Annotated in this window: 14 protein-coding genes; 9 read left to right on the top strand and 5 right to left on the bottom strand. The window is 71.8% G+C overall.

Going from position 1 to position 15,234, the window contains the following annotated elements; genetic code table 11:
* Positions 1-1,533, bottom strand: a complete 1,533-nt coding sequence (locus ACZ7DE_RS11520) for an MFS transporter (RefSeq protein ID WP_470759810.1) — start codon at positions 1,531-1,533, stop codon at positions 1-3.
* Between the two features lie 228 nt (positions 1,534-1,761).
* Positions 1,762-2,916 (bottom strand): DNA gyrase subunit B, encoded by a 1,155-nt coding sequence (locus ACZ7DE_RS11515; protein WP_470759807.1) that lies wholly within the window; start codon positions 2,914-2,916, stop codon positions 1,762-1,764.
* A gap of 404 nt (positions 2,917-3,320) precedes the next feature.
* Between ACZ7DE_RS11515 and ACZ7DE_RS11510 the strand changes: the two genes are divergently transcribed.
* Positions 3,321-4,571 (top strand): LmeA family phospholipid-binding protein, encoded by a 1,251-nt coding sequence (locus tag ACZ7DE_RS11510; protein WP_470759805.1) that lies wholly within the window; start codon positions 3,321-3,323, stop codon positions 4,569-4,571.
* 51 nt (positions 4,572-4,622) lie between these two features.
* Here ACZ7DE_RS11510 and ACZ7DE_RS11505 read toward each other — a convergent pair whose 3' ends face one another.
* Complete coding sequence (locus ACZ7DE_RS11505) at positions 4,623-5,459, bottom strand: restriction endonuclease (RefSeq protein WP_470759803.1); 837 nt, start codon at positions 5,457-5,459, stop codon at positions 4,623-4,625.
* A 362-nt stretch (positions 5,460-5,821) separates the two neighbouring features.
* Here ACZ7DE_RS11505 and ACZ7DE_RS11500 point away from each other — a divergent pair, with 362 nt between their 5' ends.
* A complete protein-coding gene (locus ACZ7DE_RS11500) occupies positions 5,822-7,540 on the top strand; it encodes a PP2C family protein-serine/threonine phosphatase (RefSeq protein ID WP_470759801.1) in 1,719 nt (572 codons plus the stop codon).
* A gap of 63 nt (positions 7,541-7,603) precedes the next feature.
* Here ACZ7DE_RS11500 and ACZ7DE_RS11495 read toward each other — a convergent pair whose 3' ends face one another.
* Positions 7,604-8,095 carry a hemerythrin domain-containing protein gene (locus tag ACZ7DE_RS11495; protein WP_470759799.1) on the bottom strand — a complete coding sequence of 164 codons (492 nt, stop codon included), beginning with the start codon at positions 8,093-8,095 and terminating at the stop codon, positions 7,604-7,606.
* A 224-nt stretch (positions 8,096-8,319) separates the two neighbouring features.
* Here ACZ7DE_RS11495 and ACZ7DE_RS11490 point away from each other — a divergent pair, with 224 nt between their 5' ends.
* From ACZ7DE_RS11490 to ACZ7DE_RS11470, 5 genes are all read left to right on the top strand, one after another.
* Positions 8,320-9,069, top strand: a complete 750-nt coding sequence (locus tag ACZ7DE_RS11490) for a hypothetical protein (RefSeq protein WP_470759797.1) — start codon at positions 8,320-8,322, stop codon at positions 9,067-9,069.
* On the top strand, positions 9,066-9,755 hold the full coding sequence (locus tag ACZ7DE_RS11485) for a DUF1775 domain-containing protein (RefSeq protein ID WP_470759795.1): 690 nt from the start codon (positions 9,066-9,068) through the stop codon (positions 9,753-9,755). Before ACZ7DE_RS11490 ends, ACZ7DE_RS11485 begins: the two co-directional genes overlap by 4 nt.
* A gap of 144 nt (positions 9,756-9,899) precedes the next feature.
* Positions 9,900-10,412 (top strand): DUF6174 domain-containing protein, encoded by a 513-nt coding sequence (locus ACZ7DE_RS11480; RefSeq protein ID WP_470759793.1) that lies wholly within the window; start codon positions 9,900-9,902, stop codon positions 10,410-10,412.
* 157 nt (positions 10,413-10,569) lie between these two features.
* Complete coding sequence (locus ACZ7DE_RS11475; RefSeq protein WP_470759791.1) at positions 10,570-11,220, top strand: ATP-binding protein; 651 nt, start codon at positions 10,570-10,572, stop codon at positions 11,218-11,220.
* A gap of 204 nt (positions 11,221-11,424) precedes the next feature.
* Positions 11,425-11,946 (top strand): hypothetical protein, encoded by a 522-nt coding sequence (locus ACZ7DE_RS11470; protein ID WP_470759790.1) that lies wholly within the window; start codon positions 11,425-11,427, stop codon positions 11,944-11,946.
* Between the two features lie 55 nt (positions 11,947-12,001).
* Here ACZ7DE_RS11470 and ACZ7DE_RS11465 read toward each other — a convergent pair whose 3' ends face one another.
* Complete coding sequence (locus ACZ7DE_RS11465; protein ID WP_470759788.1) at positions 12,002-12,763, bottom strand: ZIP family metal transporter; 762 nt, start codon at positions 12,761-12,763, stop codon at positions 12,002-12,004.
* Between the two features lie 298 nt (positions 12,764-13,061).
* Between ACZ7DE_RS11465 and ctaD the strand changes: the two genes are divergently transcribed.
* Together ctaD and ACZ7DE_RS11455 are read left to right on the top strand one after the other, a co-directional pair.
* Positions 13,062-14,753 (top strand): aa3-type cytochrome oxidase subunit I, encoded by a 1,692-nt coding sequence (gene ctaD / locus ACZ7DE_RS11460; RefSeq protein WP_470759786.1) that lies wholly within the window; start codon positions 13,062-13,064, stop codon positions 14,751-14,753.
* A 19-nt stretch (positions 14,754-14,772) separates the two neighbouring features.
* A complete protein-coding gene (locus tag ACZ7DE_RS11455; protein WP_470759785.1) occupies positions 14,773-15,126 on the top strand; it encodes a cytochrome C oxidase subunit I in 354 nt (117 codons plus the stop codon).
* Positions 15,127-15,234 lie beyond the last annotated feature (108 nt).

Raw genomic sequence — 15,234 nt, 5'->3', positions numbered from 1 at the left:
TCAGCGGCGGCCGGACGTCTCCCGGCCGACCCGGTACAACTCCTGTGAGGTGGCGATCAGTTCGCGTCGCTCCTTCTTCGATCCCACCATCGGCTGGGAGCCGTTGAGGGACACCTGGGCGCTCTCGGGCAGGAAGCGGACGGTGAGCAGCCCGATGGCGCCGGCCGCCATGAGGTAGAACGCGGGCACCATGTCGTTTCCGGTGACGCTGACCAGCGCCTCCGTGACCAGCGGGGTGGTACCGCCGAACGCGGCCACCGCGAAGTTGAAGCCGATGCCCATGGCGGCGTAGCGGACGGCCGTGGGGAACAGCGCGGGCAGCGTCGCGGCGCTCGGCGCGGCGAAGCACGCGAGCAGGGTGGACAGGATCAGCACGCCGAGGATCGGCGGCCAGGTGCCGTCCATCTTGATCAGCAGGAAGGAGGGCACGGCGAGCAGGATCATGCCCGCCGCCGCGTATCCGTAGAGGGGGCGCCGGCCGACGTGGTCGCTGAGCCGGCCGAGGAAGGTGATCAGCAGCACGATCCACACCATGCCCACGAGCACGAGCACGTCCGCGGAACTGCTGGAGCGTCCGAGGGTCTCGGTCTGATAGGTCGGCAGGAAGCCCGTGACCATGTAGTTGGTGACGTTGTAGAGCAGGACCAGTCCCATGCAGATGAGCAGGGCGCGCCAGTGGTCCTTGACGATGGTCCTGAACTCGGTGCCCGCCGACTCCTTGGCGAGGCTCTGCTCGTGCTCGTCGAGCTGCTGCTGGAAGGCCGGCGACTCCTCGAGCTTGAGACGCATGTAGAGACCGATGACTCCGAGCGGTCCGGCGATCAGGAACGGGATGCGCCAGCCCCACGACAACATCTGCGCGTCGCTGAGGGCGAGGTTCAACGTGGTGACGAGGGCGGAGCCCAGCGCGTAGCCGACGAAGGTGCCGAAGTCGAGCCAGCTGGAGAGGAACCCCCGGCGACGGTCGGGCGAGTACTCGGCGACGAAGGTCGTGGCGCCGCCGTACTCGCCGCCGGTGGAGAAACCCTGCACCATGCGGGCGAGCAGCAGCAGGATCGGCGCGGCGATGCCGATCGTGGCGTAACTGGGGATGAGACCGATGGCGAAGGTGCCGACCGCCATCATGATCATGGTGGTGGCGAGTACCTTCTGCCGGCCGAGGCGGTCGCCGAGCGGCCCGAAGACAAGGCCGCCGAGCGGGCGTACGACGAACGCGGCCGCGAAGGTGGCGAAGGACGAGATCACCTGCGCGGCGGGCGACGCTCCGGGGAAGAACACTTTCCCGATGGTGGCGGCGAGGTAGCTGTAGACGCCGAAGTCGAACCACTCCATGCAGTTGCCGAGCGCCGAGGCGCCGACCGCGCGCCGGAGCAGTGGCGGCTCGACGACCTGCACGTCCTCGTCGCGGAAGGGACGCTTGGTGCGCCTCAGCCTGCGCGCCAGGTCCTGACGGACCTGTGCCGGCAGACCGGCGATCTCGATCGGCCCGGACCGCGGCGGTTCGGGCTGCCCGTCGGTCAGTACGTCAGCCACTGCTGTTCCTTACCCGTCTTGCGTGGAGTGACCTGCGCGCAGAGTGAGGCGCTAGGTGCTTTCTGTGCGTAAGGACTCTGCTGCCCGCTTTCTCATCACTCACGCAGTGACCGCGGACACGCCGCCGCTCCCACGTCCGGCCGCGGGAAGCGGGGCGCGACACACGGCTCGCAACCTGGTGCGGGGCAGCTTCCGGAGGCCGGCCCGCACCCGGGCGTTCGCTTCCGTTCAGTCCCGGTGAGGGTCCCGGACGAGCTCGTCGACGGCCTGCGCGGCCCTTTCCGGCTGCGCCTCGAACCAGTCGCCGAGATGTTCCCGGACGGCCTCTCCGACGCAGGCGCGCACGTCGGCGCCGCCGAGCAGCCCGCGGATGGGGCCGAGGAACTCGGGACGGTCGAGTTTCACCGAGACGACCGCCGTGAGGGCCTCGTCGATCCGGTCGGCTCCGGGACCGGGGTCGGCCGCCGTCAACAGCCCCCGCCCGCGCGCGTACGCGGTGACCGCGGCCGCCACCCCGTCACGGAAGCCGTCCACGTGCGTGCCGCCCTGGGGAGTGCGGAGGCCGTTGGCGAAGCCCCGCACGCCCTCCCCGCGGCAGCCGCCCCACAGCAGGGCCACCTCCATCGTCCCCGACATCCGCGCGTCGTCCCGCTCGAAGCCGATGACCTCCGGGCTCAGGAGCGACCCGGCCTCCGCGTCGAGGGCCGCCACGAAGTCCCGTACGCCGTCCGGGAACCGGTACCGCACCTCCCGGGCTCCTCCGGCGGGGCGTTCCTCGGTCACCGAGATCGCCAGCCCCCGGTTGAGGAAGGCCAGTTGCCGGCAGCGCTCCGCCAACGCGGAGAACGAACACCGCGTCGTCTCGAAGATCTCGGCGTCGGGCAGGAAGGCGACGGTCGTCCCGCTCCCCGCCGCGGGCCCCACGGCGACGGGCGGGGCGAGAGCGACCCCTCGGGCATGCTCCTGGACCCGGCGCTCCCCCTCGCACCGCGTCTCGGCCGTCAGCCGGCTCGACAGGGCGTTCACGACGGCGAGTGTCACGTCGAACTGGCTCACGGCCGCGACATGCCGGCCGGCGGGTCCCGGCACGCCCCCGTAGAGGCTCGTCAACAGCGCTTCGAGGCCCGGGCGAACGGAGTCCTCGGCACCCTCGAAGGGAATCCCCGGCCCGTCGTCCGCCACTCGTACGCCGCCGTCGCGCGTGAGTGTGACGTCGACGCAGCCGCCGCCCGCCGCCAGAACCGCGTTCACCGCCCGGGCGACGACCGCGAACACCATGTGCAGCGGGCCGCGTTCACTGGTCGATCCGACCCACATCCCGGGCCGTTTCCGAACGGCTTCCAGGCCCTCCAGCACCTCGATGTCGGCAGCGTCGTACTGCATGCCCCGCCCCTTCATGAAGACCCCTCCCACAGGCGTCCAACAGATCTCCACAGCCTACGAGGAATCCACTAAAACACCAGGTCAGAGGGGTTTCGTCGAGGGCGCGAGCGGGCGGGTGGAGGCCTGCCGGGAGGGCATCGGCCCAGGGACCGCGAACCGTCTCCCTCGGGTGTCCAGGGCGCCACCGAGGCCGCGTACGACCTCTTTTCGAGCGCCCCTGAGGCCACCAATTCAATGACGTGACGGCCAACTCCTCGGCCCGTAACGGATCTCGTCTCCGCTCGCGTCACGGATCCCGTCTCCGATCGCGTCGCCGGTGGGCGAACTGATCACGATCGTGAAGTAGGTCGCACACCTGGGGTTCGAGTTGCGGGCGGGGGTGGTGCGCGTGTTCGGATGAGTCGATGCGCACCCCCCACCGCACAGACCCGCATCTCCGTTCCCACGACAGCTCCATGACGTCCCGCAACCCGTACGAGGAGCTCGGCGCCCTGGACGACGGCCCGCTGGACGACGGCCCCCTGGAGGAGTTCCCCGGCGACGGCGCCGGCGAGCAGTGGACCGAGCGGGAACAGGAACCGGAGTGGACCCCGCCCGTCCATCGCCGCGGCGGCCGGCGCCGGAAGGGCCGTTTCGCCGGACTGCCGCTCGCGGTGAAGGCCGTGGTGGGCCTGGCCGTTCTCGCCGCCTTCGTCGCCCTCGGCGACCGCTGGGCGCTGCTGTACGCCGAACACAGGTCCGCGGACGCCCTCAAGGACCAGCTGGGCCTTGCCGCCGCTCCCGAGGTGGAGATCGGCGGCTTCCCCTTCCTCACCCAACTCGCCGGCAAGCGGCTGGACTCGGTGCGGGTGACCGTGCCGGACGTCGCGGCCGACCGGGTGTCGCTGGCGAAGGTGTCGGCCACCGCGCACGACATCCGGCTGGACGCCGACGGGCTCACCTCCGTGCGCGGAGCCCGTGTCCCCCGGCTCGACGGCGACGTCCTGCTGTCCTTCGCCGACCTCAACCGCGAACTCGGCGCCTCCCAGGTGGTGTTCACGGGTGAGGGCCGTGACCGGGTCCGGGCCCGCGGCACCCTGCCGGTCGCCGGACACGACCTGCGCCTGCGCGCCGAGGCCACGATCCACCGCCAGGGCGAGCGGGGCGTCGCCACGGAGATCGGCGGCATACGCCTGGACATCGGGGAGCTGGCCACCTACCGACCCGGCACGCGCGCCTCGGAGGGCCTGCACCTGACGCCGAAGGCGTCCGCCGACCTCGCCCGGGAGACCCGCAAGGCCAAGGCGCTGCTCTCGGTCCCGGCGATCGTGCGGCGCATGGGGGTGCCCGAGACGGCCGTGCGGGAGGCCCTGAGCGACGACGGCAAGCTGGCCGAGCTGAGCGGCTCCCCGCGCTTCGCCCGCCAGGCCCAGAGCCTCAACCTCGTCGACCTGGCCCTGGACCATCCCGAGGTGCTCCGCCGCCTGGGCCTGGACCCGGAGCTCCTCGACGCCCTGTCCCGGGTCACCCGCCCGGCCCTCGCCGACCGGCTGTCGCTGGCCTTCGAGCTGCCGGAGCCGAAACAGGGCGACGTGCGGCTGCGGTCCGTCCGTGTGGAGAAGGACGGCATCCGGGTCCGGCTCGCGGGCTCGGGGCTGGCCGTGGGCAGCTCGTGACGCCGGGTGCCCGACGCGGATCCGACACCGCCCACGCGCTGCTCACCCGGCTCAGCCGGCGACGAACTCCGGCTCCCAAGGCCGCGGCCCCACGCCGTGCTGCCAGCGCAGGAGGTCCTGGCCGTCGACGCACACGATGCCGCACTGCTCGGCGTACTCGACCGCGGGAGCGGTGAAGTCGCTGGTGGTGACGACGACGGCGACGTCGGCCTCGTGCACGGTGAAGCACGTGCCGCCGAACCGCTGCATGTCCTGGGAGCCGACTCGGTTGGCGTCGCAGTACCGCTTGCACTGGATGACGACCGAGCGCCCGTCCGGCGTCCGCGCCACGACGTCGGCGCCCAGGTCGCCGGCCCCGCCCACGACGTCCACGTCGAGGCAGCCGTCCCGACGGCACAGCTCGGCTATCGCCTGCTCGAACTCGTCCGGGTCCAGCGCCTCGTAGGCGATCTCCTCGGTGTCCGCGGACACGTCGTCCACGGGGTCGAGGAGGGCGACGGTGCGCTCCGTGCCCGGTGTGCCGAGGTGACCGTCGCCGGGCCAGGTCCCCGCCGCGACCGGGGCGGCGGCCGGAGCGGGGGTCGGCGTGTCGAGCGCTTCGACCGCCGTCCGGGTGGCCTCGTCCAGAGCTTCTGCGGCGCGGCGGGCGATCTTCGCCGCCGATGTCCGCCGCCTTCCGCGACGGCCCGCCACGACGACGCCGGCGCCCACGAGGACGAGCGCGACGGCCCAGGCGGGACGGTGCACGGCAGCGGCCGTCGCGGTACGGGCTGCCGTCCCCACCACCGTGAGGAGCACCGCGAGCAGGGCGAAGTACAGGGCCGTCGACCGGAGTTCGAACCGGCGGGAGCGGCGCGCGGTGCGTGGGACACGTGCGGGTACGGCCATGGTGATGATTCCTCCCCTGGGACATCAACGAAGATCAAGTTGCGTCTGCCCAGGCGGGGGAGGTTCTACCGACCCGGTGTGATCACCCGCGTCGCCGGCGGGGGCGCAGGACCGCCGCGCAGGACCGGCTCGGTGAACCGGGGACGACTCGGGCCCCCGAGCCGATGGCACGGGAACCCGAACCGACGCTCGGCAGGACAGTTGAACGTGCAATGTCACGCCCGGCCCCGGGCCCGTGGCAGGTCCCGGCCCGACCGGTACGGGCTCGTCCCACCCCGGCGCTTCGTTTCCGGGCGCTGGGGCAGTCGGGAAAGCGGGCACCGCTCAGCGGCGTGCCTCCAGCCGACCAGGGAGATCAGGGCATGGAAGGAACGGAGCATTCGGACACCCACGGCAAACGGCCCCCGGCAGGCCCCGTTCCGGCGCTCACCGCGGCATTGGAAGCCATCAAGACCGGCGCCTATGTCGTCGACGAGCAGGGCCGCCTCATCGCCGTCAACTCCCGTGCCGAACAGTCCCTGGACCGGGCCGCCGGGGATCTCCTCGGCCATGACGCGCACGACCTGCTGCACCGGGACTCCCACGGCCAGCCCCTGCCGAGGACCCAGTGCCGCATGCGGCAGGCGTTCCACGCCGGACGCACCGCTCAGGCCGAGGAGGACTACTTCGCACGCCGGGACGGTTCCCTGCTGCACATCTCGTGGCTCATAACCCCCTTCGACGCGGGTGACGGGGAACGCGGCACGCTCGTCCTCTTCCACGCGCGACGCCCGCCGGAAGCCGACCTGCGACGGGAACCGTCGGCGACGCTGCTGCCGGAACTCGAACGGCTCGCGCTGCTGGCCGCGACCACCACCCAGCTGACCGCCACCCTCGACGTCGAGGAAGCACTGCGCAGGCTGGTGGGCCTGGTCGTGCCCCGGCTCGCGGACTGGGCCGTCGTCGACCTGATCACCGAACGCGACGAGGTGTGGCGGACCGTCGTCGTCGAAGCGGACGGCGGCGCCCTGGTGCATCACGACGAACTCCAGGGGCCGATGCCGCCGATTCCGGAGGAATCCCCGATGCCCCTGTCCAGGGCCCTGCGCGGGGTCGCTTCGACACTGGCCGGCCCGCAGACCTACCAGGGTCCGCCGGACTCCGGCATCGCGGTCGAACAGCGCCGCCTGTTCGACGCCACGGGCATCCACTCCGCGGCCATCGCCCCCATCCGCAGCACCCGGGCGGTCCTCGGGGCCCTGACCCTGGGCCGCGCGAAGCAGCCGGGCGACTACAGCACCGTCGATCTCCCGCTGATCGAGGACATCGCCCGTCGCGCCGGACTCGCGCTGGACAACGCGCGCCTCTACCAGCGCCAGCGCAAGGTCGCCGAGACCATGCAGAACCACCTGCTGCCCCAGATGCCGCGCGTGCCCGGCCTGCAGATGGCCGTCCGCTACCTGCCCGCGCCCGATGCCTCGCAGGTGGGAGGCGACTGGTACGACGCCTTCTCCCTGTCCGACGGCGCCACCGCGCTGGCCGTCGGCGACGTCGTCGGCCACGACCTGGAGGCCGCGGCCGGCATGGCACAGGTGCGCAACATGCTCCGTGCCTACGCCTGGGCCCTGCACGAGCCGCCCAGCCGGATCGTCGACCTCCTCGACGAGGCGGTCACGCACATCACCGACGTCGCCATGGCCACCCTGATCCTCGCCCGGATCGAAGAGGTCGACGACGGGCACTGGAAGCTGTCGTGGACCAACGCAGGTCACCCGCCGCCGCTGTTGATCAGCCACGACGGACTGGCCGAGTACCTCACCGGCGGCCACGGCATCCTCCTGGGCACGGGAGCCCGCAGGCCCCGCACCGACGCCACCGTCCTGCTGCCGCCCGGATCCACGCTCCTGCTGTACACCGACGGTCTGATCGAGGAACTCGGCCACTCCCTCGACGAGGGCCTGCACCGACTGCGCCGGCACGCCGCCGCCCTCGCCCACCGCCGTCTGGCTTCCTTCACCGACCAGCTGCTGCGCCGGGTCCGGCCCGCCGCCAATGACGACGACGTCGCCCTCCTCGCCCTGCGGACGCCCACCCGGAGCTGACCCGCGCCCCACGGCAAAAGCCCGTCCCACGCGTCGGGAGGCGGGCTTCCGTCGCGAAGGCGGTCAGGAGCGGACGATCCGGCGCACGTTCTCCACGGCCCCGCACCCTTCCTTCAGCTGACGCTCCCGCTCCGCCAGGAACTCCCCGCCCAGCTCCTCCCGACGCTCCATGGCGACGTTCTCGCGCGCCCCGTTGAGGATGGTGCGCTCCTCCTCGTCGGCATGATGGCTGACGGCCTGCACGAGCTCTTCCAGCTTCTCGTCCCACTCCTCGGAGCCGACGTCGTCGACCTCCAGAAGCTCGAGGAGCGCCTTGTTGCCCTCCTCGTGCTCCTCCTCACCGTGCTCGACCTCTTCGTCCTCGATCTTCTTGTAGCGCTTGAGGGCGGGGTACACCTTCGCCTCCTCCGCCAGAGCGTGCGCGATCAGCAGATCGGCGAACTCCCGCAGCGCGGCTGCCCGGTCGGCCTCCACACTGCGCATCAGACGAAAGAGATCCTCCATTCTCCGGTGATCCTGGAGAATGAGTTCAACGACGTCTCGTGTCTCAGCCATGGGAAAGGCATCACTTTCGTACGAGGGAACCTTGCCGGATCCGACTACCCCGACCCGCATTCTTCAGTGATCCCAGTTCCGTGGCAGGTCGCGACACAGCCTTGAGGGCGGAAACAGGACGATGGGCGACCGTGCCACCTGATCACGTGAACAGGCGCGAGACGCGTGCCGGAGGGGGCCCGGCCGGCCACGCGGGAGCATGCGCGCGGGCCGGTCTGTTCGCAGTGGCCGGCACCGTGCTCGCGGCCTTCGGGCACCTCACGGTCGCCGAGGGCCAGGTGCCGTGGCGGCTGCTGGCCGTGTTGCTCGTGGCCCAGTTCTCGACGGTCTGGCCGCTCGCGCGCCGCGGCTACGCGCCGGTCACGACCCCCGGGGTCACCCTGGCGATGCAAGGGGTGCTGCACCTCGCGCTGTCGTATGCGGACGGCGACGCCTCGACGGCCCTGGCCGGGCACCCGGGGCACGCCGGGCAGCCGGCCGCCGCCACCGGGGACGGCCACTCCTGGCATCACGCCGGAGCGGCGATGATCACGGTCCACACCGCCGCCGCTCTGGCGGTGGGCTGGCTGCTGCACCGGGCGGACGTCCGGATGGCGGCGGCGCTCGGCACGCTCCGCACTCTCGCCGGGGCCGCCGCGGCCGCTCTGGCCCATGTGCTGCCACGGGCGGTCGCCGACGCGGACGGGGCGCCGCCCCGGTCGCCGCGCCGTCGGGCCGGCGTCACCGATGGGGTGGCGGCCCGGGGACGGGAAGGAGTACTGGAGCACGCGGTGGTGCGCAGGGGCCCACCGCGACGGGAGCACCTCCAGCCCTTCACCGGCCCCGGTGTGCGCGGGGCCGTCTTCTTCCCCCGTCAACAAGGAGTTCCCCTGTGTCCACGCCCCTGCCCGCGTCCACCCGACCGACGCCCGCATCCACCCGACCGACGGCGCGCGCCGGCCGTCGTCTCGTCGTCGCCTGCGCCGTCGCGGTGACGGCCACGCTCGCCCTGGCCGCCCCCGCCGCCGCGCACGCGGAGGTCGAGGCCGACAAGCCCCAGGCCCTGGCCGAGAACGTCACCCTGAGCTTCGTCTCCGAGGCCGAGTCCGACACCGCGGGCTTCACCGCGCTGCGCGTCGTCCTGCCCGAGGGCATCACCGCCGCCGACATCACGCTCGAAGACGCCCCCAAGGGCTGGAAACTGACGGCTGCCGCGGACGGCTACACCCTCGCCGGCCCGGCTCTGAAGGCCGGGGTCGACGCCGAGCACAGGATCAGGGTCCGGCAGCTGCCGGACGCGAAGGAAGTCGCGTTCAAGACCGTCGAGACCTACAGCGACGGAGAGGTCTCCCGCTGGATCGAACTGCCCACCGACGGCAAGGAGCCCGAGCAGCCCGCGCCGCTTCTGAAGCTGAAGGCCGCGGCCCCGGGCGCCAAGCCGGTCAGCCCGAGCCCGACGGCGACGAACAGTGCGACGCCCGGTTCGGCCGCGCCCACTCCTTCCGCCGCCGCGAGCGAGTCGGACGCCGCACCTGCCGCCGGTGACACGGCGGCCGACGAGGACGACGGCATGTCCTCCGGCGCCCTGGCCGGTGTGATCGTCGTCGCCCTGCTCGTGCTCGGCGGCGGGGCATGGTGGCTGGTCAAGCGACGGGCTGCCGCCTCCTCCGGCGGGAACTGACGCCCGACGTCGGTGCCTCGGGGCGGCTCCTGCCCCCCCGAGGCGCCGACGCGAGGCGCCCGCCGAAGGGGCCGAACCGCGTGCTGCCGTGAACGTTCGCGAGTCGCCCGGCGTCACAGTGGCAACCGACCCGAGGGAGTCACCATGACCGCCGGCCCTTCCCGTTCCCGACGCGTGGCCACGGCCACGCTGCTGTGCGCCGTTGTGTCCGCGACCGCGGCCTGCGGCTCCTCGCCGTCCGCGGGATCCGCGGAGACCGTGGGAGCAGGCGGGTCCAAGAGCACCTGGGAGGAACCCGCCTCGTACTCCTACACGTTGACGTCGACCACTCAGGTCCTGGCCGGGACGTTCCGGGTGGAGGTCCGCGACGGCAAGGTGGCGAGGGTGACGGGACTCGACGTGGACAGCCGGCGGCAGGCGCGGGATCTGCACGGCGAAGTGCCCACCATCGGAAAGCTGTTGAAGACACTGGAGCAGGCCCGCAGCGAGGACGCGCACACGGCCGCAGCGGACTACGCCGCCGACGGGCGCCCCGTGCGGATCACCCTGGACTGGGACGAGAACTCCATCGACGACGAAGCCCTGTACACGATCAGCGCCTACGAGCCGACTCCCGCCGGGACGACGGCTCCCGGGGGGACGGCGACGTCCGGTTGACCGCGCCCGGCCGTGTCAGCGGTGCCAGGCCGGCAGGGGGTGGCGCCGTTCCCCAGCGCCATCCGAGGTGGCCGACGTGGCGGGCGCACCGGCTCGCGACCGTGCCGAGGGCGTCGGACAGAATGGGACGGCGACACGGCGGAGAGACGGAGGACCGGTGGACGGATCGAAGGCCACCTGGCGCAACACCACCCACGACTGGGCCGGCGCCGTGGACCTGGACCACCTCTCCCGCATTCGCCGGGATCCGGCGACGTTCGCTGCCGGCGGTCCGCTGCACCTCGTGCTCGAGGTCGTCGCCTACGCCGCGGACGAGGCCGCGGCCCGGGGCGGGGGACACTGCGTGGTCACCGAGCACCCCGACGGCTCGGTGACCGTCGCCGACGACGGGCGAGGCACCGACACCCGCGTGGACGAGCGCGGCAAGGTCGTGAAGAAGCCGGTCATGGCGACGAAGGACCTGCGCTTCTTCGACTCCCCGGGCACCGAGCTGCTGCCGGACGGCCACCCGCGCCGCGGGATGTCGGTCGTGGCGGCACTCAGTGCGTGGCTGATCCACACCAACCGCCGCCTCAACGGCGCCTGGACCCAGCGCTATGAACACGGCGTGCCCGTGACCGGCCTGACCCCTGTCGAAGCGGACGGAACGACCGGAACGCTGGTCAGGTTCCTGCCGGTCGCGTCCCTCGGCGCGCCGGGGCTGCCGAGTCCGCGCGACGCGGAGGCGTGGCGCTCGTTCTGGCCCGGTCTGGAGATCCGTTTCGACCGGACGTCCCCGGAGGGTGCGACGAGTCCTGGGGCGACCTGACGGCCGGACGTCCTGAGCCCGGTGGCCGCCGTCGCAGCGCGGCCGCACGGGAAAGGCCGTAGCCGCGCCACGCCTGTCGGCCGCGGAGCGGGGCACACTGGAGGAGCGCACACCCTGCTTCGTCAGGTGGCCCGGTGACGGGCTCCCCGAAAACGCGCAGGTGCTCGCCGCCCCTGACCCGCAGCGGTGCCACCAGGAGGAGTGATGACCTCACCCCGCGCCGCCCCCGCCCCGTCGTTGGCCCCTTCCGGCCGGGGCCAACGGCAGCGCGGCGTCCGTCTCCTCGAGCGCCTGCTCGGTCGGCGCCCCGCTCCGGCCCGTCCGCCGCGCCCCGCCCAGCTGCAGGCACTGCTCACGGTGCTGGAGGAGGCGGTGGCCGCCCAGCCACTCGCCGACGCGGCGGTGGCCGCGTGTGGTGAGCCCGGCCCGGTGCCGGGCCCGACCGCACGGGCCTGCGGCGAGGCGAGCTCGGCCCTCCTGCGTCTGCGGGCCCGGCTGCTGGAGCTGCCGCTCACCGACGTCGGCCTCATGGAGGCCCAGGCGTACGCGGGGCGGCTGCTCGCCTACGACCAGTGGATGGTGCGTCAGTCGGCGGACCTGGCGTACCGGGTCCATCGCGACGCCCGCACCGAGGCGGCCCGGCTGCAGCTGAACGGCCTGGGACGGCCGGCGGACGAGCTGCGGCGGCTCCGGGATTCCCTCAAGGGGGAGCAGGGCACCCCCTGAAGCGGCGCCGGCGCGAGCCGAGCGGCAGACGACGCGCCCACCCCGACGTGTTGGTTCACGCGTGGGAGAGGGCGAATGAGACGAGGAAGCCGCACACCGTGATCAGCCCGATCGCCAGGTGGGCGTCGTTGAACGCTTCGGGGATCATCGTGTCGGCGATCATGGCGAGGATCGCCCCGGCCGCCACCGCGGTCACCGCGGCGATCACGGCGGGCGAGAACGAACCGACCACCGTGTAACCGAGGACGGCCGAAACCGTGCCGGCCGCGGCGATCGCCGCCCAGACGCCGAAGACGTACCCCTTGGTGCGGCCGGCCCTCTTCATCCCCGCCGAGCTGGACAGCCCTTCGGGGACGTTGCTGATGAAGACCGCGGCCACCGTCACCAGGCTGACCGCGCCGCCGTTCAACAGGCTGACGCCGATGACCGCGGACTCCGGCACCCCGTCGAGCAGAGCGCCGAGCGCGAGCGCCGTCCCGGAGCCGCCCTGCTCGGCCTCCGAGGGCTGCGCCGCCGACCGCTCGTGCCCCGAGCGCTTGCGGTGCCGGGCGCCGTGCCGGGCCAGCCACACATTGCCCCCGGTGTAGGCCAGCGCCCCGACGAGTGTGCCGACGGCCGCGGGAGTCAGGCCCGCCTCCTCGTACGCCTCCCCGACCAGCTCGAAGGACACCGCCGAGAGCAGCACACCGGCGCCGAAGGCCATCACCGTGGCTATCACCTTCTGCGGCACCCGCAGCCCGTACCCCAGCGCGGCTCCGAACAGCAGCGCCGAGCCCGCCACCAGCCCCCACAGTCCAGCCTGTACGACGTCAGCCATGTCGCCCCGTCTACCCATTCCTGATGTGGATCAACGGGGCGACCCCGCGCGGCCGTGAACCCGCGAGAACGGCCACCGGCCGGATCCGCGTCGGCGTCGCCGACCCGCTCCGGCACAGGGCATCGACGGCCGGGAACGGACGACATGCCGTGGCCGGCTACTCCACTCGTGTGCGACAACCGCCCGTTCGGGCGTGTGTCGGCCGCGCTGGGCCACACGGACCACCGGCGGTCGCGAGGATGACCGTGATGCACACACGGGCGGCGGACGGACCGCGAACATCGGGAGAAAAACGGCTGTGACGATTCTGAACGACCCGGAGCGATCTGCTGCCGCCGCCTATGACAGCGAGGTGCCGGTCAGGGGCAGACAGCCCGGCAAAGTCGTGGTGACGTGGCTGACCACCACCGACCACAAGACCATCGGCACGTTGTACCTGACCACGTCCTTCGTGTTCTTCCTGATCGGCGGCGTCATGGCGCTGCTCATGCGCGCCGAGCTGGCCCGGCCCGGTCTGCAGATCGTCTCGCCCGAGCAGTACAACCAGGCGTTCACGATGCACGGCACGGTCATGCTGCTGATGTTCGCGACGCCGTTGTTCGCCGGCTTCACGAACTGGATCATGCCGCTGCAGATCGGCGCTCCGGACGTGGCCTTCCCCCGCCTGAACATGTTCGCCTACTGGCTGTACCTGTTCGGCTCGTCGATCGCCGTCGGCGGCTTCCTCACCCCGCAGGGGGCGGCCGACTTCGGCTGGTTCGCCTACACCCCGCTGTCGGACGCCATCCACAGCCCTGGCCTGGGCGGCGATCTGTGGATCATGGGTCTGGCCTTCTCCGGTTTCGGCACCATCCTCGGCGCGGTCAACTTCATCACCACGATCATCTGCATGCGCGCACCCGGCATGACGATGTTCCGCATGCCGATCTTCACCTGGAACGTGCTGCTGACGGCGGTGCTCGTCCTCTTCGCCTTCCCGGTCCTGGCCGCCGCGCTGTTCGCCCTGGAGGCGGACCGCAAGTTCGGCGCCCACATCTTCGATCCCGCGAACGGCGGCGCACTGCTGTGGCAGCACCTCTTCTGGTTCTTCGGCCATCCAGAGGTGTACATCATCGCCCTGCCGTTCTTCGGCATCGTCACCGAGGTCATCCCGGTCTTCTCGCGCAAGCCGATCTTCGGATACATGGGTCTCGTGGCCGCGACGATCTCCATCGCCGGTCTGTCCGTGACGGTGTGGGCCCACCACATGTTCGTCACCGGCGGGGTGCTGCTGCCGTTCTTCTCCTTCATGACGTTCCTCATCGCCGTCCCGACCGGCGTGAAGTTCTTCAACTGGATCGGAACGATGTGGAAGGGCTCGCTGTCCTTCGAGACGCCGATGCTGTGGGCGACGGGGTTTCTCGTCACGTTCCTCTTCGGTGGTCTGACCGGCATCATCCTGGCCTCGCCGCCGATGGACTTCCACGTGTCGGACTCGTACTTCGTGGTGGCGCACTTCCACTACGTCGTGTTCGGCACCGTGGTGTTCGCGATGTTCGCCGGCTTCCACTTCTGGTGGCCCAAATTCACCGGCCGGATGCTGGACGAGCGCCTGGGCAAGGTCACCTTCTGGACGTTGTTCGTGGGTTTCCACGGCACCTTCCTGGTCCAGCACTGGCTGGGCGCCGAGGGCATGCCGCGTCGGTACGCCGACTACCTGGCCGCCGACGGGTTCACCGGCCTGAACATGATCTCGACGATCAGCTCGTTCCTCCTCGGCCTGTCGATGCTGCCGTTCCTCTACAACGTGTGGCGGACGGGCAGGTACGGCAAGCCGGTCGGCGTCGACGACCCGTGGGGCTTCGGCCGCTCCCTGGAGTGGGCCACCTCCTGCCCGCCGCCGCGCCACAACTTCACCACCCTGCCGCGCATCCGTTCCGAATCCCCGGCGTTCGACCTGCACCACCCCGACATCGCCATGGCAGAGGCCGAGGCCCACGGGATCCGCTGAAGACGCGACGGAGGCAGCGATGAGCGAGGTGGCGAGGCAGGGAGCCACGACAGCCGGTCTCGGTGACGAAGTGGAGGGGTATCTCCTGTGGCAGGCCACCATCGCGGTGGCCGAGGAACGTGCGCGCACCTTCGTCCAGCCCATGGACTGGCTGACCAGTTCCCAACGCGCCGACGTCGAACAGCGATACGTCACCGACAGCCTCCACCACGCCCAGCAGGACCTGGAAAGGATCGCGGCCCGGTGTCGTTCACTGCGTGCCGAGTACGAGCAGCGCTACCGAGAACTGCGTCTGCGCTGTGTGGGGTGCGCCCTGGCCGTCGTCGCGTGCCTCACCTCGGTCACCGCCGCCGCCCTGTCGCTGACCCGGTGACCCGGTGAGCCGCTGACGCGGTGGGCCCCCTGAGCCGATGATCCGGTCACCGGGCCTCGGTCACCGGGCCAGGGGGCCACGAGGGCGGCGGCGGGGGTAGATCCCCCT

The organism is Streptomyces sp. NPDC037083 (genome assembly GCF_055606485.1).
This window is presented reverse-complemented; position numbering and strand designations above follow the sequence as displayed.